This window comes from Ruegeria sp. N11 (assembly GCF_056531525.1).
The window spans coordinates 13,792-37,002 of the sequence record NZ_JBQFLX010000028.1; the positions used below are offsets into that span (position 1 = coordinate 13,792).

Here is a 23,211-nt window from a genome sequence, read left to right on the forward strand (position 1 = left end):
GGTTTGTGCCAATACCGGTCAGTGTCCGAATTCAATTGCGAAAAGTTTCAGCTACTCGACCTTCTTGAGATCTCCGAGCATCCAGCCGCTTTCCAGCCAGCCCTCTTCAGGGCCGTAGAGGCGGAACAGGAGGAAGTAGGGCTCGGTGGTTGGGATCCAGTTGCTTTCCATGCCCTCTGGCGCTTCAGGCCCGAAGTAGATGTCGTAAGAACCATCTTCGTTTGCTTGCATCGTGTCGGTGTCGCGCTCGGAAAGTCCCACAGGATCGACGTCGCGGATGAAACTCTTGGTCTCCATCGAATAGACAATGACTGACCAGAAATCCTCGGCGGGTGTGTCCGCTGGCACGTTCAGCTTGTAAGTCTGATTGTGGTCATACATCTCGCCTTCGCTGTCGCGCAGACCAGTTAGGTAGAACGTCCCGCCGCCAAGTTGTTTCGGCAAATAGGTAATCCAGAAGTAGCTGCCGCCGGCACGGGCATCGACAAGCACTTCGGTTTCAGTTTCGTAAGGAAACCCAAGCTCGGCCTGACCCTCTGCAAAGTCCCAGATAAGCCATTGGCTTTTCATGTCGCCGTTTTCGTCCACCCATAGCGGCAACATCGCTTTGCCTGGCGTCACAAAATAATGCTGCATGGATGCATAAGCCAGCAACAGACCTTCCTCCATTGCCTTCACCTGAAGTTCGGTTGGCTCGAACGGCTTACCCTTCTCAATCCCGAGATCCTTCAGAAAGTTCACCATGACTTTGTCTTGAGGACGGATTGGGTTGTTCTGGACGTAGTCGTTTAGGTCCTGAAAGAAGGTTTCGTTGTAGTACGGCAGGGAGTCGTAGGGAACCTCAGAGGCTTCATGATAGGTGTTCGGTGGTGGGTTGTCGGCTTCTGACAGGTAGTAGACTTTTATCGTCTGTGCGTATTCAGCCGCGTCCGCATCAGTCGCGCCGTTGGTCAGCTTTGGGCGGAATGAAAACCCGTATTCGTAAGTGTCTGTCTCGAACGGCAAGTATCCCGCGTCAGTCAGTTCCTCGATTGACATGTCGCCATCATAGTCGGGTGGCAGCATGAGATATTTACCACCTTCTCCTTCGTCGAACCCGTCCGGACCAACATCGGCAATCGGGACATCCCAGGCGTTTACAATCGTACCGAAGTAATTGACCTTGTCTGTTGCTGCCGGAACTTCGATCACCAAAGGCCCGGGCTCAGATGTCATGGACGCCCATGCGTAAGCTGTTACATCATTGGCCGTCAGAAACCCGTGTTTGGAGTCGAACGGTTTGTTGAGATACACAATGTCGTTGTAATCCCCGCCCAGATCTCGGCGAATACCTTTCAGGAAGTCGATCATGCCTGCAGCAGGCATGCCCCAAATCGCGGTTTGCGTCGCGCGCTGCACCATTATTTTGTATTCGATGTCTTCAACCTGCGCCGAGCGCGCGAGAATGTCGCCCGTGTCGTTAAATTCCTGCGCCTCGACCTGAGCAGCGGCGCCGCCGACGCAAATGGCCGCAACTAAACACTTGGTCGATAAGTCTGTGAACAATGTGCCCATCTGTTTCATTCGTGACTACTCCCTTGAGGTTTTCGCGAGACTTGCACATCCGAAACGCAGATGCGTATCATTTCACGACAGGCGCATTTCCGGAGAACTCAATGGCACTGCCACCGATGATTTCAGCGAAGGCGCTTGGTGCGATGCCGCAGTTTGTCCATGAGGTCGCTGGAGAAAAAAGATTAGCGAAGGCCATGGATGTCGCTGACCTTCCACATCACTTTATCGAAGAACGGTCGGGATACATTTCCGAGCATTCGCTGGCGACATTCGTCGAGGAGGCGGTTCGATTGGCGGGCCATCAAAACATTGGCTTGCTTTGGTCTCCTTACCTAACGGTCGCAGACTACGGGCTTTGGGGAGAGTATGTCCTGTCCGCGCCTACGTTGGGTAACGCGCTACGTCGCGCAACATCGGTTATGCCTTTGCACTCATCAGTTGATCGTGCATGGCTGGAAGCCTCTGGCCGACGTTCGCGCTATTGCTACAAATTCGGAATGCCGGAGCACCCCGCTTACGCCGATATAGCTTTTTCCGCGATCGGCGTTTTCCTAAGTATTTTTCGCGAGTACCTAGGTAAGGAATGGACGCCTACGGCAGTTCTCTTGGATTTTGCAAAAGTACCGAACTCGGTCGAAGTCGAAGACACATATGGGTGTCCCATAGTTTGGAACGCACCAAGGTTGGGTGTGGAATTCGAAAGCTCATTGCTTTTGGTCGAGAACAGAAGGCAATATCGCGTTCGCGGTTTTGTGACGGTTGACGATGTTGCGAGGGAACGCGTCGGCGGACCACCTGAAACAATGGCTGGTCGGGTTGCCGCAATAGCCCGACAGCAACTCCACCACAAAGAAATCTCGGTTGATGCAACCGCTCGCGCACTCGGGCTTGGTGTTCGCGCTCTTCAAAGGAAGCTCGAGGAAGAAGGCGCGCAATTCCGTCGCATAGTAACCGATGTTCGCGTAAGCCGGGCGAAAGAGTTACTTTCATTGCAGTCTGGCACCATCGCCGATATTGCTACTGCGCTTGGATACGAGACAGCCAACAACTTCAGCCGTGCATTTAAGGCCGCCACTGGTGTCTCGCCATCTGAGCACCGAATTCTTGGGCGCGATAGGTTCTAAACCTTCTGAAACCGCTCCAGTACCACCGACTGCTTCGTCCGCAACTCGGTCATAGCCGCATTTTTCGCCAATGTCTGCTCTGGGTCAAAGCTGCCGTTGAGACCGGTATCAGATCGTGAAGGCAGCAGTTGAGGCCGAGGGTTACCAGCGCAAACGTGCTGATGACTTTTGGGTCAACCACAATATCATTCAAGACATCCCAGAGCTAATTTGCACTTCTTCAGTCGCAATTTGCGATTTGTCGGACAAGAATCCGAACGTGTTTTATGAGGCTGGTATTGCCCACACGTTGGGCAAAGAGGTTATTCTAATTACGCAATCCATGAACGATGTCCCGTTTGACCTTCGCTCACTGAGGTGCATCACCTACCTGAACAACCAAGAGGGATTCGACAAACTTGCATCTGATTTGTTGGCCAGACTCCATTTTTTTGGCCTGATACACAAATCCATGGTGGCGACTCGGTGGCGATTCACACGCACAAAACACTAGATTTCTCAGACGCCCAAGGGCAATCACTTGAAATATTTAAGAAAAGTGGCGGACCGAGGAGGATTCGAACCCCCGACCCCTTGATTCGTAGTCAAGTACTCTATCCAGCTGAGCTATCGGTCCGCGTTGGTGAGGCGGTATTTAGACCCAGGTCCGGGGACGTGCAAGTCGATTCTCAAAAAAACTTTCAAAAAGTCCGGTCGCCGCGCGGCAGGCTTATTTCAAAGGTGGTTCCGTCAGGACCTGTGTGCTTCAGCACCAGATCTCCGCCATGTCCGCGCACCAGTTCCTGCGATATCGCGAGGCCCAAACCCGAACCTCCTTTGCGGACGCCGCCCTGAAACGGGGTAAACAGGTTTTCCCGCGCTTTCGGGGGCAGGCCCGGACCATTGTCGCGGACTTCAACGCACCAGCTATCGTCGTCTTCACGGCCTTCTATCGTGATCTTCCCGGGCTTGCCCGAGGCGACAAGCGCCTGACGCGCGTTGCGAACAAGATTCATCATGACCCGGAACATCTGCTCGGGGTCGGCGCGGGCGATCAGGTCCTGCGGCAGGTTGTTGACAATTTCCACGCAAGAATCGGCAACCGCCAGCCTTTCACTGGCCACAACATCTTCACCGACATCGCGCAACCGGACCATGGTCAATGTGGGTGCCGGTTCCTCGGCGCGGCCAAAAGCCAGCGTGCTTTCACATAAGGACACCGCACGGGTGATCGAATTCACCAGCTTGGGGGCCAGACGCCGAACCACCGGATCGTCACTGGATTCGATGCGGTCCGTGAACAATTGTGCCGAGGTCAGGATATTGCGCAAATCGTGACTGACCTTGGCCACGGCCCCACCCAACTGAGCCAAGCGTTCACGCTGTTTCAGGGCCTGCGTCAGCTCCTTCTGCAACATTTGCAGGGCCTCCTCGGCTTCCCTGAGTTCCGTCACCCGGGAATCCGGCGAGATGATGCCGCGCGCATCCTCAGGTGCGCTGGCATAACGCTGCATGTATCCGACCACGCTTTTGATCGGACGCACCAGAACGACACGCACCGCAAGAAACAGGAAAAAGGCGGTGATGATGGAAATCACGAAGGACAGCCCCAGAATTCGCAGGCCGTAGTCCGTCATCGCCATGCGCAGCGGCGCGCTGTCGATCGTCACTTCGATCAGCAGCCCGGCACCCTTGACCGGCTCGCCTATCACTCGGATGACTTCGTTTTCCGGAGTGAACAGCCGGGCCATCGCGCCCCGGATCAGAACCCAAGGGCTCGCGTCGCGCAGATCGTAGGTCTTGGTGATCGGCTCGGGGATCGGTGAGGACAGCATCAGCTGACGCACCTCGTCACGCCGCAACACCACATTGTAGACGCCCGCATTGGCCAGAAGCTCGGCCTCCAGATCTTCGGCCAGCATGTCATCAGCCAGCAACGCCAGCGAGGCGATCTGGGCCCGTTCAAGCCGGTTCAGCAGGAAATCTTCGCGGAACCGCGCAATCGATGGCACAAAGATCAGCACCTCGGCCAACATCACGAAGACCGTCGTCAGGATCAGAAATCGGCCCGACAGCGAGTTCAATATGCGCTCCTTTCCCGGTCAGGGGATCCAGCGCTGGACGAACCTGACCACTCGTTTAACTGCCTGATTCTCAAACAGCCTTGGCGAGAAATAAGCGCCCGCCGCGCGTTTGTTAAGCTCTCCGATCGTCGGATAGGGGGACACCATCGCGGCGACCTGACCCATCTTCAGATTATTGGCCAGGGCCAGCGACCACAAGTTGATCAGTTCGCCCGCCTGATGACCCACGATTGTAACACCCACGGGCCGGCCTTTTACGACCATGACCTTAATGAAGCCTTTCGTTTTCCGCTGGGAAATCGCCCTGTCAACGTGATGATAGTCAAAACGGGCGACCTCGACCTTGTCGCCATGGTGTGCATGCGCCTGCGCTTCGGTCAGGCCCACCTGCGCCAGTTCCGGATCAGTATAGGTGGCCCACGGGATATGCGCCGTCTTCGCCTTGGACGGCAGGCCGAACAGTGCCGAACGGATGACAATCCCGGCGTGATATCCGGCCACATGGGTGAATTGCAGCCCACCAGCGACGTCACCGATGGCATAGACCTTGCGATTGGTGGTCCGCAACGCCTCGTTAACCTTGACCCCGGTAGGGGACAGTTCGATCCCGGCGGCTTCAAGGTTCAGGCGGTCTGTGTTTGCCTTGCGTCCCGCCGCCAGCAACAGATGCGAGCCCGAGAAGACGTCACCATTCTCGGTCACTACCTCAATCGTGCCAGCGTTGCCCCTGATCTGCGCGACCAATGCCATTTCGTGAATCACCACGCCTTCCGCGCGCAAAGTCTCCAAAACAACCTCGGCCGCTTCGGGGTCATCCTTGCCCAGTGCTGTCATCCCTTCGATCACAGTGACTTTGCATCCCAGCCGAATATGGGCCTGCGCCATTTCCATGCCGATGGGCCCGCCGCCGATGATCAAAAGGTGATCGGGCTTGTCGCGCAGGTCAAAGATGGTCTCGTTGGTGAAATACGGCACCTGATCCAACCCGGGGATCGGCGGCACCAAAGGGGAAGAACCCGTTGCGATCACCACACGCCGCGCAGTGATCAGGTGACCACCCGCCTGCACCTGGGTCGGAGAAACAAAACTGCCATATTCTCGGATGACTTTGACGCCAAAACCCTCGAACCGCTCCTGGCTGTCCATCGGTTCGATCTGGGCGATAACGCCCCGCACGTGGTCCTTGGCGGCAGCATAATCCACCTGCGGAACCACGTCCGCCACGCCCAGCGCCGAGGCATGGGCCTGCGCATGGGCTGCGTTTGCGCTGGCGATCAGGGCTTTGGACGGAACACATCCGAAGTTCAGGCAATCTCCGCCCATCTTGTGGCCTTCCAGCAGGATGACGTTTGCCCCCATCTGGCTGGCCCCTGCGGCTACGGACAACCCCCCTGACCCGGCTCCGATCACCAGGATATCGGCTTTCAGATCTTGCATGTATCAGGCGTCCTTTCGGCCTCGAACGGATTTGATGACAATCGGCAAAGCGGCCAGCACACACAAGCCGATGATGGGACCTATGACAAAGGGTTCCCACAGCAGCGAAACGTCAGGCGTCTCGCCCCGGTCGAACACACCGCCCAGCCCCACGCCGATCCACGTGTACACAATCCCTCCCGGGATAATGCCCAGCGCCGTGGTGATCAGAAAATTGCGGAACTTCACGCCGACCAGAGCGGGCACAAGGTTGGCCACGAAAAACGGCACGACGGGTACAAGGCGCAGCAGAAACAGAACCGGAATTTCATTCTCGCGCAAACTGTCCTTGAGCTTTTTGATGCTGCCCTCCGAAGATTCGAGGCGGGCCGTCAGGGCTTCGCCCAACCCCCAGCGCGCGGCCCAAAAGATCACCGATGCACCGACCGTGGCCGCAAATACGTTGAAGACGGTTCCGGCGATCAGTCCGAACAGGAACCCGCCCGTCATCGAGGCCACCGCCGCACCCGGCAAAGAAAATGCCACGATGACGATGTAAATCGTCACGAAAGCACCGGCCATTGCCCAGTAATTGGCATCACGCCACGCCAAAAGCGCCTCGCGGTTGTCGCGCAGAATTTCGAACGTCAGATAGTCGCCCAGTGTGAAAAACCCCACCGCTGCAACGGTAAGAATCACCAGCAACGGCATATGTCGCGCAAGCCCTCTGCGCGGGGCCTGAGTTGCATCACTCATGTGGCTGTCCGGTTTCGTGTGTTTCATTCTTCAAACAACATGCGCCGCATGGCGCCTCGGCAACAGGGGCCTCACGCTGCCTTGATGTTTTTGTCCGGGAATGTGAGGGTTTGGCGCCGCTGACCCGTCTTTTTGAAACCTTTTCACGGGCTGGGTTACAGAATTGTTGCAAAAGCCGCCAAAACCCCCACCTTGGGGTTTGACTTACCCCCCGCTACCCAGTAGAGGACGGGCTTCGAACACCACGGGCAGGCGAATCCGCGCCGCACCCGACCGCATAGATTGGAGACGGAGCGATGAAACGCACCTATCAGCCTTCGAACCTGGTTCGCAAACGCCGCCACGGTTTCCGCGCGCGCATGGCCACCAAGGCCGGCCGCAAGATCCTGAACGCGCGCCGCGCACGTGGCCGCAAGTCGCTGAGCGCGTAAACCGCTCGACCTGTCAGGTTATGAACATGACGCCGCCGGAGGCCCCTCGTGGATGGTAAGAACCAGCCCGGGGAAACGCCCCCGGCGGCGTCCGTTTGCGCGCCTGAAACTCTGACCGTTCTCACGAAACGATCCGATTTTCTGAATGCCGCCCGTGCGCGCAGACAGGGCACATCCTCGATGATGGTACAGGCCCGCAAACGCGCACCTGACGAGGCGACCGGAATTCGCGTCGGGTTTACCTGTTCAAAGAAGGTCGGCAATGCCGTTGCCCGCAATCGCGCCAAGCGGCGTTTGCGCGAGGCCGCCCGCGCTGTGCTGCCCGTCAGTGGGCTTGATGGGTGGGACTATGTACTGGTCGGTCGCGCCGAAGTGACCGCCGCGCGCCCGTTTGACGCCCTTTTGGATGACCTACGCTATGCGCTGCGCAAAATCCACGGTGCGCGGAAATGACCCTGTTCTCTCATATCCTTGCCCTGCCTGTCAGGGCTTATCGGCTGGTTTTCAGCCCCTGGGTCGGGTTCAACTGCCGCTATCAGCCCACGTGTTCGGCCTATGCGCTGGAAGCATTGGAAAAACACGGTGCGATCAAGGGCGCGTGGCTGGCCGCCCGACGGATCGGTCGATGCCACCCTTGGGGCGGTGACGGCTACGATCCCGTGCCGGAACGCCCTGACGAGCAGAGCAGAACTTAATGACCCCCGGTCAGACTTGACCCGGTTGAACCTGCGCTCAACATTCGGATCAGTCCAACCCGAGGTTCTGATGCCACCAGACGCACGCCGCACTCTGCCCACGCACACCGTTCACAACCAACCGCAAGTTCGTGGTGACATTGACCTGTGGGCCTGCGACCCGGTGCTTCGAGACACGGTGAACGTGTCCGGCGCGCGCGTAGCGCCTTTGGCGGCTTTGGGCGAAACACTTGGACGCGCCGAGACACGAGAGCTGGGGCGCGAAGCCAACCGACAGCCGCCCGAACTCCGGGTATTCGATCAGGGCGGGCGGCGTCTGGACGAGGTGCGGTTTCACCCCGCTTACCACCAGATGATGCAGATCAGCCAGTCAGCCGGTTACGCCGCAATGGCCTGGGACGGTCAGCCTGGTGGGCACGCCACCCACGCAGCCATGGTCTACTTGGCGGGACAGGTCGAGCCGGGGCATTGTTGCCCGATGACCATGACCTACGCGGCAATCCCGGCGCTTGAGGTCAATCAGCAGATCGCCTCGGTCTGGCGCCCAAAACTCATGGCGCACAGCTATGATCCGTCGACGCGTCCGATCGACCCAAAAGCCAGCGCCACGTTGGGTATGGCGATGACTGAGAAACAGGGTGGCTCGGACGTACGCGCCAATACCACCATTGCCACCCGCGACGGCAATCACTGGCGTCTGCGCGGTCACAAATGGTTCTGCTCGGCCCCGATGTCGGACGGCTTCCTGACGCTGGCGCAGACGCCGGGTGGGCTGACCTGTTTCCTTGTTCCCCGCTGGCTGGAGGGCGAGCGCAACGCGATCCATCTGATGCGTCTGAAGGACAAGCTGGGCAACAGATCCAACGCCTCTGCCGAAATCGAATACCACGACGCGCTGGCCTATCAGCTGGGCGACGAAGGCGCTGGCGTTCAGACCATTATCGAAATGGTGCACCACACCCGTCTGGACACTGCCATGGCTCCGGCCGGACTGATGCGTGCCGCCCTGTCCGAGGCACATCATTGGGTCAGCCACCGAACCGCGTTTCAGCGCCGTCTGATCGACCAGCCCCTGATGCGCGCCGTGCTGGCCGACCTGGCACTTGATTGGGAGAGCGCTCTGACGTTGGGGATGCGGGTCGCGCAGGCGTTCGACGGCCAGTCGCCCGAAGACACGGCCTTTGCCCGCATCAGCGTCGCACTGGCCAAATTCCTGAACAACAAGCGCTGTCCGGTTGTCGTGGTCGAGGCGATGGAGGTGCTGGGCGGCATGGGCTATGTCGAGGATACCCCTCTGCCCCTGCTCTATCGGGAAGCCCCGCTAAACGGCATTTGGGAGGGGTCAGGCAACGTGATCTGCCTCGACATTCTGCGCACCCTGATCCGAGAACCGCTGGCTGCCGAGGTAATGCAGGCCGAGTTGGACGCCGCACGAGGTGCAGACCGGGGCTATGACGCAGCGTTGAAGGCGCATCGCGACCGTTGGCCCGACCTGCCACCCGAAGCAGAGGCTCGGTGGTTCGCCGAGCGTACAGCACTTTTGTTGGCGGCGGCGCAGTTGGTGCGACATGCCCCCGGCGCGGTTGCCGACGGCTTCATTGCCACGCGTCTGTCAGGTGAAAGCGGTCGCATCCCGGGATCGGTCACAGGACTGGACACCGACGCCCTGCTGGCGCGTCTGGGCTGACCCGCCCACTTGCCCGGTTGCCGCAACTGCTGTAGGGGCAGCCCATGTTTGACGAAGCTGACGATATCCACCCGCTTTTTGCTGGTGCGCCCTCGACCACCGAGTTCAAAAAGCTGCGCAAGCGCATCGTGCGCCAGACCCGTGAGGCCATTGAGCACTACGGGATGGTGGACCCGTCCGCCCATGACAAGGATGGCAAACCGCCCCGCTGGCTGATTTGCCTGTCAGGCGGCAAGGACAGCTATACCCTTCTTGCGGTTCTCCACGAGTTGAAATGGCGCGGACTGTTGCCGGTCGACCTTCTGGCCTGCAATCTGGATCAGGGTCAGCCGGGTTTTCCCGCCACTGTTCTACCCGAGTTTCTCGAACGAATGGGTGTTCCGCACCGCATCGAATATCAGGACACCTATTCCGTCGTGATGGACAAGGTTCCGCAGGGCCGCACCTATTGTGCGCTGTGTTCACGCCTGCGCCGCGGCAACCTGTATCGCATCGCCCGGGAAGAGGGCTGCTCTGCCGTGGTACTGGGTCATCACCGTGACGACATCCTCGAAACCTTCTTCATGAACCTCTTCCACGGCGGGCGTCTGGCCACCATGCCGCCTAAACTTGTGAATGAAGAGGGCGACCTGTTCGTTTTCCGCCCCCTCGCCCATGTGGCCGAGGCCGATTGCGCGAAATTCGCAACCGCCATGAACTATCCCATCATCCCCTGTGACCTCTGCGGCAGTCAGGACGGCTTGCAGCGCCAACAGGTGAAACAGATTCTCGATCAGTGGGAAAAGAACAGCCCCGGCCGGCGTCAGGTGATGTTCCGGGCCCTGACAAACGCGCGGCCCTCGCATCTGCTGGACCCGAAATTGTTCGATTTCGCGAATCTTTCGCTTGATCCGGGTCAAAAAAACGAAAAATCGGACGAAATTCCGCGTCTGCGTTAACGACTGACTCAGTTTGGTTTCCTACGGTTGGGCTTGCGCGCTGAGTCCAAGCTGAAGGCCGTCAGAACCAATGCGGAACCGATTGATCTTTAAACGAGTTCTCAACACGATTGTCGCTGGCCTGAGCGGCCCTTCCGCACTGGCCTTCATACCGGCACTCAGCCTTGCAGCCTTCTGGATCGGCGGAGAGCAAGTGCTGTTGATCGTCGCATTGGGCTTGCCCCTGATCCTTGCCGGAGCAAGCGCCGCAAATATCTGGCCTGCGATTGGGAATTCATTTCGCGACAATTCTGGCGGGATGATGCCGGATCAGGTGTTTCGTACCAGGTTGGGGCTCCTTCTGGATGGGGCGAGGAAAAATATGGAAAGCTCGGCCTGTTTCGTGATTTCACTGGATGACTATGGGTCGCTGCTAGACCTGCACGGGCAGGCGGCGGCCGCCCATATCGCCGAACTGGCCTGCAGCCGGACCTTGTCCACGATCCGGGCCCAGGACATCGTGACCCGAGACGGCAGAGACAAAATCGCTTTGGGTCTTGGGGCATCTCCGCATCTTGACCTGGAATCCTGCATTCAGATGTCCGGCCGTATCCAGACTGCAATCGAAGAACCGATCATGCTGAATGGTGCCGGGCTTTACGTCTCGTGCTCGATCGGGTTTTGCCTGATGCCTCATGACTTCGACGGCGACTCAACCGACGGGATCGAGGCGGCGAACGCCGCACTTGCCGAAGCACAAAGAAACGGCCCTTCGACCATTCGGGCCTATTCCGCCGAAACGCGCCGTCGGTCCCGGATCCGCACAAACCTGCGCAAGGATTTCGAGGCAGCGTTGGACAATGATGAAATTCGCCCCTGGTTTCAGCCTCAAATCTCGACGGACACAGGGCGCGTCACAGGTTTTGAGGCACTGGCCCGGTGGGAGCATCCGCAAAAAGGTGTGTTGGGCCCGCAGGTGTTTCTACCCTTCGCCCAACAGGCGGAACTGCTGGAACGGCTGGGCCATACGATGCGCCACCATGCGTTCACTGCCATGCAGGCCTGGGACCGGGCCGGCGTTGTGATTCCGCGGATCGGTATCAATTTCTCGTCCGATGAACTCCGCGACCCGGGGCTCATGGATCGCCTGAAATAGGAACTGGACCAGTTTGATCTGACTCCGGACAGGCTTGCGGTCGAAGTTCTGGAAACGGTGTTTGCCAAACGGCCCGATGACGTCATCACCCGCAATGTGACCGGAATGGCCGCGCTGGGGTGCTGTATCGATCTGGATGATTTCGGCACCGGTCATGCCTCGATCGCGTCCATCAAGCGCTTTGATGTTTCGCGGATCAAGATCGACCGGTCCTTTGTGACAAAATCCGATCGGGATCCCGGTCAGCAACAATTGGCCAGTGCCATCCTGACGATGGCGGAACGGCTGAACCTGGAAACACTGGCCGAAGGCGTGGAAACCCCGGGTGAGCATGCCCTGATGGCGCAGCTTGGCTGCAATCATGTGCAGGGGTTCGGAATTGGCAAACCGATGCCATTCGAGCAGACGCTCGACTGGATCGCTTCGCACCGCGCAAAAGTGAACAAGGTTCCCGGGATTGGACGGCAAACCGGATGAAATCCGGGATTTTGCAAGGCGCAATCCCTTCCGGTGGCAAATTGACGGGCGATTCCACTTGACCTTTGGGGCTGCACTCTGTTGAACACCTCCGGTGTGTTTCCCAGCTCAAGGTGGCTGTCCCAGATGGACGATCAGAACAAGAATCTCATCCTCGCAACCGCGCTCAGCTTTCTGGTGATCCTCGTCTGGTTCGTCCTTTTCCCACCCCCGGAACAGGCGCCGACACCGGATCAGGTGGAAGTCAGCGCCTCCGAGGGCAGTGAGCTTCAGACTCCGAGCGCAGCGGGTGACACAGCCGTCGGCGATACGTCTGCTGCCACAGAAGAGGCACAAGCCGATGCCGAGGCCCCGCGCATTCAGATCGACACGCCCCGCCTGTCTGGCAGCATGTCTCTGGCCGGCGGACGCATCGATGAGCTGTTTCTGAAAGACTACAAGGTCTCGATCGAAGCAGGCGCCCCGATCGTCGAGCTGCTTTCGCCCGTCGGGTCCGATTCTGCCTATTACGCCTTGTATGGCTGGGCGCCTGGGGCGGGCGTTGCCGGCGCGGATGTCCCCGGGCCGAACACGCTCTGGTCGACTGAACAAGGCGACACGCTTACCGTCGACAGCCCGGTCACACTGGTCTGGGACAACGGTAAGGGCCTGATCTTCCGCCGCACCGTGTCGGTTGATGAAGACTACATGTTCTCGGTCACGCAATCGGTCGAGAACACCACGCAGTCCGAAGTGGGCATGGCCCCCTATGGCATTCTGGCACGCCACGGTATGGGTGAGGATGGCGACCTGCCGGGCCTGAAGAACTTCTTTATCCTGCACGAAGGCGTCATGGTCATGGCGGACGGCGTTCTGGACGAGATCGATTATGGCGATGTCCGCGACTTCGACATTGATCCGAATGAACGCGCGCAAGCCGAAGTCTTTCAGATCAAGGAAGGTGGCTGGGTCGGCTTTACCGATCACTACTGGATGACCACCCTGATCCCGGCTGAAGGTTCGGCCTTCAAGGCGGCGGCAAAATACGACGCGCGCCGCAAGATTTATCAAACTGAAACCGTACTGCCGACCCTGTCCGTTGCGCCCGGCGCGACCGAGGAAGTCACCACCCGCCTGTTTGCAGGCGCCAAGGAATGGGAAACCATCCGCGAATATCAGGCGGAAGGTGTGCAGAAGTTCGTGGACAGCATCGATTGGGGCTGGTTTTACTTCCTGACCAAGCCGATTTTCTGGCTGCTGCACAACATCAACGTTTTGATCGGCAATATGGGCTGGTCGATCATCGGCCTGACGCTGATCATCAAAGCGATCCTGTTCCCGCTGGCGTTCAAGTCCTACGTCTCGATGGCCAAGATGAAGGAACTTCAGCCGCAGATGGAGGCCCTGAAAGAGGCTGCCGGCGACGATCGTCAGAAGATGCAGCAGGGCATGATGGAGCTGTACAAAAAGGAAAAGGTGAACCCGGCCGCTGGCTGTTTGCCGATCCTGATGCAGATCCCGATCTTCTTTTCGCTGTATAAAGTGATCTTTGTCACCATTGAACTGCGTCAGGCCCCCTGGTTTGGCCCGTTCCAGGACCTCAGCGCGCCGGACCCGACCTCGATCTTCAACTTCTTTGGCTGGCTGCCCTGGGCCGGACCGCAGCCTGATACGCTGATGGCGCTGATCTTCATCGGTATCTTGCCACTGCTGCTGGGTATCTCGATGTGGCTGCAGCAGAAACTGAACCCGGCACCAACGGATGCGACACAGGCGATGATCTTTGCCTGGATGCCGTGGGTCTTCATGTTCATGCTGGGCGGGTTTGCCAGCGGCCTGGTGGTTTACTGGATTGCGAACAACACGATCACGTTCACGCAGCAGTACCTGATCATGCGCAGCCAGGGCTACACGCCGGACGTGTTCGGCAACATCAAGTCCGGGTTCAAGCGGACCCCGAAGACGGATGACAAATGAGCGGGTCTGTCACCAGCCTCTGGCGGCATCCAATCAAAAGTCACGGGCGGGAAAGCCTGAGTGATGTAACCGTGACCCCCGGGCAGACAATGCCCGGGGATCGCGTTTGGGCCGTCGCACACGAGGCGTCAAAAGCCGATGGTTCGGAATGGGCGCCCTGTGCCAATTTCAGCCGCTGCTCCAAAGCCCCGCAACTGGCGGCCATATCGGCCCGGATGAACGGCGGCACCGTGACGCTCAACCACCCGCGGCGCCCCGAGATCAGCTTCGATCCCGACACGCAGCAGGATGATTTTCTGGACTGGGTCAAACCGCTGATGCCCGTCGACAGGGCTGCGTCGGCACGGATTATCCGGGTTCCGGGACGGGGAATGACCGACAGTGACTTCCCCTCGATCAGCCTGTGCAATATGGCCTCGCACCGGGCGGTCGAGCAGAAGCTGGGGCAGGATCTATCCCTTGTCCGCTGGCGCGGCAACATCTGGTTCGACGGGCTGCCCCTGTGGGAAGAGTTTGACTGGCTGAACCGCGACATTCGCATCGGTCAGGCCGTTCTGCGCGTTCGGGAACGTATCACGCGCTGTCTGGCCACGACCGCCAACCCGGAAACCGGCACGCGGGATGCAGACACGCTGGGCGCCCTGAACGCTTGGGATCATCAGGATTTTGGCGTCTACGCCGAAGTTATCCAGGGCGGAGATATCCGTGTCGGCGACAAGGTAGAACCGGTATGAGCACGCTTCCTTTTCCAATGGCGGACGCGCCGGATGCGATTGCGCAGGAAACCGGGCGCAAGCTGTTTGCTGGCCCGTCCGAATTCGTCAAAGGCGTGGTTGCCATGGACGGCCTGCCCGCCCCCGACCGGCTTGAGGTGTGTTTTGCGGGCCGCTCGAACGTGGGGAAATCCAGCCTGATCAACGCTCTGACCGGGACCAAGGGATTGGCGCGCGCATCGAACACGCCCGGCCGCACGCAGGAGATCAACTTTTTCACGCAAGGGCCCGACCTCTATCTGGTTGACCTGCCCGGTTACGGTTATGCCAACGCGCCGGTCAAAGTAGTCGAGAAATGGCAGCGACTGCTGAAACAGTACCTCAGCGGACGTCAAACCCTGCGCCGCGCTTTTGTATTGATCGACTCGCGCCATGGAGTAAAACCTGTGGACGACGAGATCATGAAGCTGCTGGATACCAGCGCCGTGACCTTTCAATGCGTCATGACCAAGGCCGACAAGGTCAAGGCCAAGGAGCGTGAGAAGGTGCTGGATCAGGTCCGCACCGCGCTGTCTAAACACCCTGCCGCCTACCCCGAGATTGTGCTGACCTCCTCCGAGAAAGGGGACGGAATACCGACCCTGCGCTCGATCATTGCACATCTTGAGTAGCTTCGCCCTTGGCAGCACCGTCCAAAGGCCCTAACACGGTTCGCCAGAAGGACCTAAGCCATGAAGACACGAGACATGAACCGGGACTGGATTGCCACCGCCGCCACTCTGAATAGCGCACTGCCCTACCTGCAGCGGTATGACGGCGCGATCGTCGTGATCAAACTGGGCGGTCACGCCATGGGCAGCGACGAGGCGATGGAAAGCTTTGCCCGCGATGTCGTGCTAATGCGGCAGGTCGGGGTAAACCCGGTCATCGTGCATGGTGGCGGACCCATGATCAACGCGATGCTTGATCAGTTGGACATCCAGTCGGATTTCGTGAATGGCAAGCGGGTCACCGATAAGGCCACGGTCGAAGTCGTCGAGATGGTGCTGTCTGGCCTTGTCAACAAACGGATCGTGCAGGCCATCAACCGTCAGGGCGGAACGGCGGTCGGGCTGTCCGGCAAGGACGCCAATCTGATGGTTTGCGAGCAGACGGATTCCTCGTTGGGCTTCGTCGGCACACCATCCGAGATGAATCCCAAACTGCTGCATGATCTTTTCTCGCATGATGTAATCCCCGTGATTGCGCCGCTCGGAGCAGGCAAAGACGGTGAAACCTTCAACGTGAACGGCGATACCGCTGCCGGAGCCATCGCGTCGGCCCTGAAGGCGGATCGACTGTTGCTGCTGACCGATGTATCCGGCGTCAAGAATGCAGCCGGAGAGGTGGTAACCGAACTCAAAGCCGGACAGATCCGCGAGATGACCCGCGAAGGCACGATTGCCGGCGGCATGATCCCAAAAACGGAAACCGCTCTGGACGCGCTGCACAGTGGCGTTCGGGCGGTTGTCATCCTGGATGGCCGTGCCCCAAATGCCGTATTGCTGGAATTGTTCACCGAACACGGTGCGGGCTCTCTGATCCGGCCGGACTGACGCCTATGTGAATTTCCCGGTCTTGTCTCGGGCTTTAATATGCCTGAATGTGAATATATGGAGCACGAATCCATTATTCGGCTGGGAATTTTCCTTGGGCTTTTTGCGGTTTTCGCAATTGCCGAAACATTTGCACCCAGACGTTCGCTAGATTGCTCGAAACGACGGCGCTGGCAAACCAATCTTGCCATAACGCTTCTCAACACCCTGACACTGAGGGTTATGGCAATCTGGGTCCCGTTGCTGGCCGTTGGGGCGGCGGTGGACGCCAGTCATCACGGGATTGGGCTTTTCAACAGGACCGCCTGGCCCGGATGGCTGGAAATTCTTCTGAGCGTGCTGATTCTGGACTATGCAATCTGGCTGCAGCATCTGGTGACGCACAAGGTGCCGATCCTCTGGCGGCTGCACAGGGTGCATCACGCGGACAGGGACATGGATGTAACAACCGCCGTGCGATTTCATCCCATCGAAATCGCACTGTCCATGATACTGAAAATAGCGCTGGTTTATGCATTGGGTCCCAGTGCACTTGCCGTTGTTCTGTTCGAGGTTCTGTTGAACGGAACCGCGCTGTTCAATCACTCCAACATCAAACTCCCCCTTGCCGTGGACGCGGTGTTGCGTAGGGTTCTTGTGACGCCTGACATGCACCGGGTTCACCATTCGGTGCACAGGGAAGAACATGACAGCAATTACGGCTTTGCGCTGTCGGTCTGGGATCGATTGATGGGCACCTATGTGGCGCAGCCAGGTGACGGGCATGACAGGATGAAGGTGGGACTGCAATGGCGGGACGAACAACCAACCCGGCTGGGATGGAGCTTGACACTGCCGTTTCGGCGCAAGTGACATACTCCGACGTGAGAGCAGCCGCTGATCGGTCGGGCCTGGTCGTGATGGGTGCGCAGCACCCCCGGCATAGCGGCGCCAAGCAGCTGGATGGCGGCACCCTGATCCTGCTGGGTGCAGCGCAGACATTCTGGCCGGTTTTGAAGGCGTCGCCCGAATGGGTGGATGGGCAGGCGGACCCAGTCGACAGATGGTCCTTGCGGGTTGTCGGCGCGATGGCTGGCGCACTGGGTGCCACGCCATACTATCCGTTCGGCGGGCCGCCCTACACACCCTTCATCGACTGGGCGCTGAAGTCCGGGCGCACGTTTCAAAGTCCGGTTGGCGCATTGGTGCATGACACTGTTGGCATGATGATCTCGTTCCGCGGTGCGCTGCATTTTGCCGATGAGTTCCCGATACCTGCCGCCGAAGGACCAAGCCCCTGCGCCACCTGCCATGCCCCCTGCACGTCGGCCTGCCCGGTTGGCGCTTTGTCGACCCACAGCTTTTACGACGTCGACACCTGCCATGCACATCTGACCACGCCGGAAGGCCGGACCTGCATGGCTGGCGGTTGTCTCGCGCGACTTGCCTGCCCGCTAAGTGCGGGTGCCGGGCGACTGGCAGAACAATCTGCGCATCATATGAAGGCCTTTCACCCATCATGACCCGCACCCTGATCCTGACCCGCCACGCGAAGTCCAGTTGGGACAATCCGCTGAGCAACGACCATGATCGCCCGCTGAACAAGCGCGGGCGCAAGTCAGCCCCGGCCATCGGAAAATGGCTGTCACGGAACGCATGGCTTCCAGATGAAGTTCTGAGTTCTTCGGCCACCCGGACCCGCGAAACCTGGGACAGGATGGGGCTGACTACTGCCAGGACAACCTTCACCCGCGACCTGTATCTGGCCGATCCCGCTGAAATGATGAAGGTATTGCAACAGGCGACCGGACGCACCGTACTGTTGCTGGGTCATAATCCCGGTATTGCCGCCTTTGCGGATCAGATTGTGAAATACCCACCGGACCATGTGCGGTTCTACGACTATCCCACCTGCGCGACGACGGTTATTCGATTTGACATCAACACCTGGAGAGGCTTGCAGCGGCACAGCGGCAAGGTCCTGGGCTTCGCAATCCCACGCGAACTTTTGAACTGAAAAAGGCGGGGCCAGACCCCGCCTTTTTCCGGATTTAATTGCAGGTTCAGTGCCCCAGAATCTGGCTGAGGAACAGCTTGGTCCGCTCGCTTTTGGGGTTGTTGAAGAACTCTTCCGGTTCGTTCTGTTCCACGATCTGGCCGGCATCCATAAAGATCACGCGGTTGGCGACCTGACGGGCAAAGCCCATCTCGTGGGTCACACACAGCATGGTCATGCCTTCTTCGGCCAGCTCGATCATGGTGTCGAGCACCTCTTTGATCATCTCGGGGTCCAGCGCCGATGTCGGTTCATCGAACAACATGATCCGAGGCATCATGCACAACGAGCGGGCAATCGCCACACGCTGCTGCTGTCCACCGGACAGCTGGCCGGGATACTTGTCGGCCTGTTCCGGAATCTTGACCTTTTCCAGGAAATGCATCGCGCGCTCTTCAGCCTCTTTCTTGGGCGTCTTGCGCACCCAGATCGGGGCCAGCGTGCAGTTTTCCAGAATGGTCAGGTGCGGGAACAGGTTGAAGTGCTGGAACACCATGCCAACCTCGGACCGGATCTTGTCGATGTTCTTGAGGTCATTCGACAGAACGGTTCCATCCACAACGATCTTGCCCTGCTGGTGTTCCTCCAGTGCGTTCAGGCAGCGGATCAAGGTGGATTTGCCCGACCCCGAAGGCCCCGCGATCACGATCCGCTCGCCCTGATTGACGGTCAGATTGATGTCGCGCAGCACGTGGAAGGCCCCATACCATTTGTTCATGTTGGTGATTTCGATGGCGACCTCGTCGCTCACCTGCATTTTCGAGCGATCGATTTCACGATCAATTGCAAGTTCAGACATGTGTTGAACTCCTTAACGATGGCCAGTCTGAAGCTTGCGCTCCAGATACATGGAATAACGGGACATGGAGAAGCAGACGACGAAGAACAGAACGCCGATAAAGGCAAACAGTTCCCAGTAGACGCCGTTCCAGGCGGTATCGGCGCGGATGCCGTTGGTCAGACCGATCACGTCGAACAGACCGATGATCGAAACCAGTGTCGTATCCTTGAAGATACCGATGAACGTGCTCACAATGCCCGGGATCGAGATTTTCAGCGCCTGCGGCATGATGATCAGCCGCTGCGCCTGCCAGTAGTTCAGTCCAAGACTGTCAGCCCCTTCGTACTGACCCCGCGGCAGCGCCGCCAGACCACCCCGGATCACCTCGGCCATATAAGCGGCCGAGAACAGGGTCATCATGATCATCACCCTCAGGATGATGTCAAAGTTGGTCCCCGGCGGCAGGAACAGGTTCAGCAGCAGCGAGGCCACGAACAGCAGGGTGATCAGCGGCACGCCCCGAATGAACTCGATAAAGCCAACGCAGAGGTATTTGACGATCATCAGATCAGACTGACGACCGAGCGCCAGCACGATGCCGATGGGAAGCGAGACGCCAATGGCCACAACACCCAGCAGGATCGCCAGCATGAAACCGCCAAAGTCACGGCTTTCGACAGTCGCTATACCAATTGGAATGACAGAGTCGACCGCGTCAGCAACTGCGGCAGCAGCAAAAAACCACCACAGAATGGGCAGCGCGACTGCAAGGATTAACGCCGTCAGGGACCCTGCCATTGGAAGCACAACCTTGTAGGCGAAATAACCGATTGCGAACCCGGCAGCGACCATCAGCGGTCCCCAGATCGACCCGCCCCACATCAGCCAAGGCAGCAGGAACGGATAAGCCGCCGTCACGATCAACAGCTTGCGCGGCACTTTGGTGAACAACACCGGCGCAATCGCAACCAACAATAGGATGAAGGTCAGGTTCGGCCGGAAATAGGCCGGCCAGCCGCCCGATTCAGGCGGATTTGACCACGTTGCGTCCGGATGCGCCGGATAAGGTGGATAAAAACCGTACAGCAATTGCAGCCAACGGTCCTTGATAACACCCCAGCAGGCATGACCATGAGTATCGCCCCAGGTCGCCATCATGATCTCACGACATTCCGACAGGGAATTGGCGTTCCAAACGGATTCGAACGTCCAGGACAGAATGTTGGAGAGCACATAGTAGATGAAATACAGCGAGATGAGCGTCAGGATTGCGTTCAGCCAGCTTGAGAACAGGTTATGCCTGATCCATCCCAGCACACCGACCTCGGATGCGGGTGGTGCCTGTTCCGGCAACATTTCCGTGCGGACAAATGAAACATCACTCATATTACCGCTCCACCAGTTTGACACGGTTGTTGTACCAGTTCATCACCGCCGAAATGCTCAGCGAGATGGTCAGGTAGACCAGCATCAGCAGCAGAACGCATTCCAGCTCGCGGCCGGTCTGGTTCATGGTGATACCGCCCAGCGTCCCCGTGATGTCCATATATCCGACCGCGATCGCCAGCGACGAGTTCTTGGTCAGGTTCAGATAGTTCGAGATCATCGGCGGGATGATCACTCGCAACGCCTGCGGCAGGATCACCAGACGCATGGTCCGGCCCGGGCGCAGACCCAGTGCGGATGCAGCCTCGGTCTGACCCTTCGAGATGGCCAGAATACCGGCACGAACGATCTCGGCGATGAAAGCCGCAGTGTACAGCGACAGGGCCAGCCACAGGGCGATCAGCGAGTTCCGTAGGTGGGTGCCGCCGGTGAAGTTAAAGCCCTTCAGCTCGGGATAGCCCAGATGGAAGCCCAGCGCGCCCAGCAGGATGGCCGATGGCACGAACAGCAGGCCCAGTTGGATGTACCAGATGGTCGGACGGTCACCGGTCTTTTCCTGCGTGGCATTGGCCCAGGCCGACACTTTGCGCATGGCAAAGATGCTGCCGCCAAGCACGATCAGGAAAGCGATCAGGTCCAGCGAGACGTCAAAACGCAGGCTTGATGTCCCGAACAGGTGGATGTCGCCCAGGCTGCGCGAGAACAGAAACTCGGGGATATAGACCCCGCGGTTGGTCACAGCAACAGTGCCGAATAGATCCATCGTGGCTTCTGGATTTTCACCCCGGAATGCGCGCGGCGCAGGCAGGCTTTCAATCAGAATCGCCATAGCGAACACGATCCAAAGCAGGACCGGAACGTTGCGGAACATTTCGACATAAACCGTCATAATCCGCGCGATCAGCCAGTTGTTCGACAGACGCAGAACACCAACCATGACACCGATGATTGTTGCCGTGATACAGCCCAGAACTGCAACAACCAGCGTGTTCAGCAGCCCGATAAAGGCCGCGCGCAGATGGGTATCCTGCGAGTCATATTCCAGCAGGCGCTGGTTGATGTCATAGCTGGCTGGTTCGGCGAAAAAGTCGAACCCGACTGTTCTGCCCAGCGTTTCGAGGTTCTGAATGGTGTTGTTAATAATCCAGGCTGCCAGAAGCATGAAACCGATCATAGCAATGACCTGAATGGTCGCAGATCGGTACCGCGTATCGTAAAGGAGCATGGACAGCCGGAACTGCTCCTTCGGCGGGTCAGTGAGAGTCGTCATGACCTATGTTTATCCCCGTGCATCCCGGTCTTTTGTCGGCAGAGTTGATCTCTGCTCGGACGTTTCCGGGCGTGTTTCTTATTGATTGAAAAAGGGCGCAGGTTGCCCTGCGCCCTTTTCCGTGGATTTTAGCGGAAAGGCGGTGCGTACAGCAGGCCACCTTCGATCCACTGTGCGTTCAGACCGCGTGCCAGGCCAATCGGGGTTTCCTCACCGATGTTCTTGGCAAAGATTTCGCCGTAGTTGCCGCCGACCTTGATGGCGCGACGGGCCCATTCAGCGTCCAGACCCAGCATTTCACCCAGAGTGCCTTCGCTGCCCAGCAGACGATTCACTTCCGGATTGTCGGTTCCAGCGGACATTTCATCGATATTGGCCGATGTCACGCCCATTTCCTCGGCTGCGATCAGCGCGTTCAGAGTCCAGCGGACAACATCGCCCCACTCGTGGTCGCCGTGACGCACCAGCGGACCCAGCGGCTCTTTCGAGATGATTTCCGGCAGGATCACGTGATCACCGGCATTCTCGAATGTGGCGCGGGTGGCAGCCAGACCCGATGCGTCGGTGGTGTAGACGTCACAGGCACCAGCCAGATACTGTTGCTGCGCTTCGGCGTTGGTTTCGATCGGAACCGGCTCGTAGCTCATGTTGTTGATGCGGAAGAAATCCGCCAGGTTGAGCTCAGTTGTGGTGCCGGTCTGAATGCAGACGGTCGCACCGTCCAGTTCCTTGGCCGAGCTTACGCCCAGTGCCTTGGGAACCATGAAACCCTGACCGTCATAGTAGTTGACGCCGACGAATTCGAATTTCAGGTCGACATCGCGGCTGAAGGTCCAGGTGGTGTTCCGGGCCAGCATGTCGATCTCACCCGAAGCCAGCGCGGTAAAGCGTGTCTTGCCGGTGGTCGGAATGAACTCAACTGCAGTCGGATCGTTCAGAACGGCGGCTGCTACGGCGCGGCACACGGCCACATCAAAGCCTTGCCACTCACCATTGGCGTCCGGGCTGGCGAAACCGGGTACACCGGTGGCCACGCCACAGTTCAGTTTGCCGCGTGCCTTGACGTCATCTGCGGTTCCTGCCGCGGCGGCGCCAGCAGCCAGGCCAACAATCGTCGCCACGCCCAAGATTACGGATTTTTTCATTTTTACCTCTTCCTGATTGTCCGCCCCACTCGGGGGCGGTTCTGTCCGGCAGCA

Annotated in this window: 20 protein-coding genes, 1 tRNA gene and 2 pseudogenes; 14 read left to right on the top strand and 9 right to left on the bottom strand. The window is 58.6% G+C overall.

From position 1 onward, the window contains the following. Positions 1–51: 51 nt before the first annotated feature. Positions 52–1,563 (bottom strand): DUF1214 domain-containing protein, encoded by a 1,512-nt coding sequence (locus tag ACR0J8_RS21870; RefSeq protein WP_217354419.1) that lies wholly within the window; start codon positions 1,561–1,563, stop codon positions 52–54. Positions 1,564–1,655: 92 nt separating this feature from the next. Between ACR0J8_RS21870 and ACR0J8_RS21875 the strand changes: the two genes are divergently transcribed. Next, positions 1,656–2,678 (top strand): AraC family transcriptional regulator, encoded by a 1,023-nt coding sequence (locus ACR0J8_RS21875; RefSeq protein WP_480892320.1) that lies wholly within the window; start codon positions 1,656–1,658, stop codon positions 2,676–2,678. A 539-nt stretch (positions 2,679–3,217) separates the two neighbouring features. Here the strand turns inward: ACR0J8_RS21875 and ACR0J8_RS21880 are convergent. The 4 genes from ACR0J8_RS21880 to ACR0J8_RS21895 form a co-directional block, all read right to left on the bottom strand. Next, a tRNA-Arg gene (locus tag ACR0J8_RS21880) sits at positions 3,218–3,294 on the bottom strand. A gap of 64 nt (positions 3,295–3,358) precedes the next feature. Next, entirely contained in the window at positions 3,359–4,744 is a 1,386-nt protein-coding gene (locus ACR0J8_RS21885; RefSeq protein WP_480527249.1) for a sensor histidine kinase, read from the bottom strand. A 15-nt stretch (positions 4,745–4,759) separates the two neighbouring features. Continuing rightward, positions 4,760–6,178 carry a dihydrolipoyl dehydrogenase family protein gene (locus tag ACR0J8_RS21890; protein ID WP_480527211.1) on the bottom strand — a complete coding sequence of 473 codons (1,419 nt, stop codon included), beginning with the start codon at positions 6,176–6,178 and terminating at the stop codon, positions 4,760–4,762. Between the two features lie 3 nt (positions 6,179–6,181). Next, entirely contained in the window at positions 6,182–6,913 is a 732-nt protein-coding gene (locus ACR0J8_RS21895; protein ID WP_480527212.1) for a TVP38/TMEM64 family protein, read from the bottom strand. A 296-nt stretch (positions 6,914–7,209) separates the two neighbouring features. On the opposite strand from ACR0J8_RS21895, the gene rpmH reads away from it, so the two are divergent. The 13 genes and pseudogenes from rpmH to ACR0J8_RS21960 all read left to right on the top strand — a co-directional run bounded on the left by rpmH (position 7,210) and on the right by ACR0J8_RS21960 (position 18,536). Continuing rightward, entirely contained in the window at positions 7,210–7,344 is a 135-nt protein-coding gene (gene rpmH / locus ACR0J8_RS21900; RefSeq protein ID WP_005980833.1) for a 50S ribosomal protein L34, read from the top strand. A gap of 26 nt (positions 7,345–7,370) precedes the next feature. Further along, a pseudogene (rnpA, locus tag ACR0J8_RS21905) lies at positions 7,371–7,797 on the top strand (ribonuclease P protein component). Then, on the top strand, positions 7,794–8,039 hold the full coding sequence (gene yidD, locus ACR0J8_RS21910) for a membrane protein insertion efficiency factor YidD (RefSeq protein ID WP_170613710.1): 246 nt from the start codon (positions 7,794–7,796) through the stop codon (positions 8,037–8,039). The pseudogene rnpA and the gene yidD overlap by 4 nt, the downstream one beginning before the upstream one ends. Before the next feature lie 70 nt (positions 8,040–8,109). Next, complete coding sequence (locus tag ACR0J8_RS21915; protein WP_480892324.1) at positions 8,110–9,726, top strand: acyl-CoA dehydrogenase family protein; 1,617 nt, start codon at positions 8,110–8,112, stop codon at positions 9,724–9,726. 44 nt (positions 9,727–9,770) lie between these two features. Beyond that, complete coding sequence (ttcA, locus tag ACR0J8_RS21920; protein WP_170613714.1) at positions 9,771–10,664, top strand: tRNA 2-thiocytidine(32) synthetase TtcA; 894 nt, start codon at positions 9,771–9,773, stop codon at positions 10,662–10,664. 301 nt (positions 10,665–10,965) lie between these two features. Continuing rightward, positions 10,966–12,276, top strand: a pseudogene (locus ACR0J8_RS21925) (EAL domain-containing protein). 126 nt (positions 12,277–12,402) lie between these two features. Then, positions 12,403–14,232 (top strand): membrane protein insertase YidC, encoded by a 1,830-nt coding sequence (gene yidC, locus ACR0J8_RS21930; RefSeq protein ID WP_480527215.1) that lies wholly within the window; start codon positions 12,403–12,405, stop codon positions 14,230–14,232. Beyond that, the gene (locus ACR0J8_RS21935; RefSeq protein ID WP_170613719.1) at positions 14,229–14,966 is read left to right on the top strand and encodes an MOSC domain-containing protein; all 738 of its coding nucleotides are present in this window, start codon (positions 14,229–14,231) and stop codon (positions 14,964–14,966) included. Before yidC ends, ACR0J8_RS21935 begins: the two co-directional genes overlap by 4 nt. Beyond that, on the top strand, positions 14,963–15,616 hold the full coding sequence (gene yihA / locus ACR0J8_RS21940) for a ribosome biogenesis GTP-binding protein YihA/YsxC (protein ID WP_170619183.1): 654 nt from the start codon (positions 14,963–14,965) through the stop codon (positions 15,614–15,616). The genes ACR0J8_RS21935 and yihA overlap by 4 nt, the downstream gene beginning before the upstream one ends. Before the next feature lie 60 nt (positions 15,617–15,676). Continuing rightward, a complete protein-coding gene (gene argB, locus ACR0J8_RS21945) occupies positions 15,677–16,540 on the top strand; it encodes an acetylglutamate kinase (protein WP_170613723.1) in 864 nt (287 codons plus the stop codon). Between the two features lie 57 nt (positions 16,541–16,597). After that, positions 16,598–17,392 (top strand): sterol desaturase family protein, encoded by a 795-nt coding sequence (locus ACR0J8_RS21950; RefSeq protein WP_480812531.1) that lies wholly within the window; start codon positions 16,598–16,600, stop codon positions 17,390–17,392. After that, positions 17,359–18,042 carry a ferredoxin gene (locus ACR0J8_RS21955; protein WP_480892329.1) on the top strand — a complete coding sequence of 228 codons (684 nt, stop codon included), beginning with the start codon at positions 17,359–17,361 and terminating at the stop codon, positions 18,040–18,042. Before ACR0J8_RS21950 ends, ACR0J8_RS21955 begins: the two co-directional genes overlap by 34 nt. Further along, complete coding sequence (locus ACR0J8_RS21960) at positions 18,039–18,536, top strand: SixA phosphatase family protein (protein WP_480527223.1); 498 nt, start codon at positions 18,039–18,041, stop codon at positions 18,534–18,536. The genes ACR0J8_RS21955 and ACR0J8_RS21960 overlap by 4 nt, the downstream gene beginning before the upstream one ends. A gap of 46 nt (positions 18,537–18,582) precedes the next feature. Here the strand turns inward: ACR0J8_RS21960 and ACR0J8_RS21965 are convergent, their stop codons facing one another. The 4 genes from ACR0J8_RS21965 to ACR0J8_RS21980 form a co-directional block, all read right to left on the bottom strand. Next, positions 18,583–19,374: an amino acid ABC transporter ATP-binding protein gene (locus ACR0J8_RS21965; protein ID WP_170613728.1), complete on the bottom strand. Its 792-nt coding sequence runs from the start codon at positions 19,372–19,374 to the stop codon at positions 18,583–18,585. A 12-nt stretch (positions 19,375–19,386) separates the two neighbouring features. Continuing rightward, on the bottom strand, positions 19,387–20,742 hold the full coding sequence (locus ACR0J8_RS21970) for an amino acid ABC transporter permease (protein WP_480527225.1): 1,356 nt from the start codon (positions 20,740–20,742) through the stop codon (positions 19,387–19,389). Position 20,743: 1 nt separating this feature from the next. After that, entirely contained in the window at positions 20,744–22,012 is a 1,269-nt protein-coding gene (locus ACR0J8_RS21975) for an amino acid ABC transporter permease (protein ID WP_170613732.1), read from the bottom strand. Positions 22,013–22,140: 128 nt separating this feature from the next. Then, positions 22,141–23,157, bottom strand: coding sequence for an amino acid ABC transporter substrate-binding protein (locus tag ACR0J8_RS21980; RefSeq protein WP_480527227.1), 1,017 nt, complete (start codon positions 23,155–23,157; stop codon positions 22,141–22,143). Between the last annotated feature and the right edge of the window lie 54 nt (positions 23,158–23,211).

What these genes read in the sequence shown, in the direction of transcription:
- argB (WP_170613723.1), top strand. Translation starts at nt 15,677, where the DNA reads ATGAAGACACGAGACATGAACCGGGACTGGATTGCCACCGCCGCCACT.
- ACR0J8_RS21980 (WP_480527227.1), bottom strand. Translation starts at nt 23,157, where the DNA reads ATGAAAAAATCCGTAATCTTGGGCGTGGCGACGATTGTTGGCCTGGCT.
- ACR0J8_RS21950 (WP_480812531.1), top strand. Translation starts at nt 16,598, where the DNA reads ATGGAGCACGAATCCATTATTCGGCTGGGAATTTTCCTTGGGCTTTTT.
- ACR0J8_RS21890 (WP_480527211.1), bottom strand. Translation starts at nt 6,178, where the DNA reads ATGCAAGATCTGAAAGCCGATATCCTGGTGATCGGAGCCGGGTCAGGG.
- ACR0J8_RS21965 (WP_170613728.1), bottom strand. Translation starts at nt 19,374, where the DNA reads ATGTCTGAACTTGCAATTGATCGTGAAATCGATCGCTCGAAAATGCAG.
- ACR0J8_RS21915 (WP_480892324.1), top strand. Translation starts at nt 8,110, where the DNA reads ATGCCACCAGACGCACGCCGCACTCTGCCCACGCACACCGTTCACAAC.
- yidC (WP_480527215.1), top strand. Translation starts at nt 12,403, where the DNA reads ATGGACGATCAGAACAAGAATCTCATCCTCGCAACCGCGCTCAGCTTT.
- ACR0J8_RS21870 (WP_217354419.1), bottom strand. Translation starts at nt 1,563, where the DNA reads ATGAAACAGATGGGCACATTGTTCACAGACTTATCGACCAAGTGTTTA.
- yihA (WP_170619183.1), top strand. Translation starts at nt 14,963, where the DNA reads ATGAGCACGCTTCCTTTTCCAATGGCGGACGCGCCGGATGCGATTGCG.
- ACR0J8_RS21955 (WP_480892329.1), top strand. Translation starts at nt 17,359, where the DNA reads ATGGAGCTTGACACTGCCGTTTCGGCGCAAGTGACATACTCCGACGTG.
- ACR0J8_RS21875 (WP_480892320.1), top strand. Translation starts at nt 1,656, where the DNA reads ATGGCACTGCCACCGATGATTTCAGCGAAGGCGCTTGGTGCGATGCCG.
- ACR0J8_RS21935 (WP_170613719.1), top strand. Translation starts at nt 14,229, where the DNA reads ATGAGCGGGTCTGTCACCAGCCTCTGGCGGCATCCAATCAAAAGTCAC.
- yidD (WP_170613710.1), top strand. Translation starts at nt 7,794, where the DNA reads ATGACCCTGTTCTCTCATATCCTTGCCCTGCCTGTCAGGGCTTATCGG.
- ACR0J8_RS21975 (WP_170613732.1), bottom strand. Translation starts at nt 22,012, where the DNA reads ATGACGACTCTCACTGACCCGCCGAAGGAGCAGTTCCGGCTGTCCATG.
- ACR0J8_RS21960 (WP_480527223.1), top strand. Translation starts at nt 18,039, where the DNA reads ATGACCCGCACCCTGATCCTGACCCGCCACGCGAAGTCCAGTTGGGAC.
- ACR0J8_RS21895 (WP_480527212.1), bottom strand. Translation starts at nt 6,913, where the DNA reads ATGAGTGATGCAACTCAGGCCCCGCGCAGAGGGCTTGCGCGACATATG.
- rpmH (WP_005980833.1), top strand. Translation starts at nt 7,210, where the DNA reads ATGAAACGCACCTATCAGCCTTCGAACCTGGTTCGCAAACGCCGCCAC.
- ACR0J8_RS21970 (WP_480527225.1), bottom strand. Translation starts at nt 20,742, where the DNA reads ATGAGTGATGTTTCATTTGTCCGCACGGAAATGTTGCCGGAACAGGCA.
- ttcA (WP_170613714.1), top strand. Translation starts at nt 9,771, where the DNA reads ATGTTTGACGAAGCTGACGATATCCACCCGCTTTTTGCTGGTGCGCCC.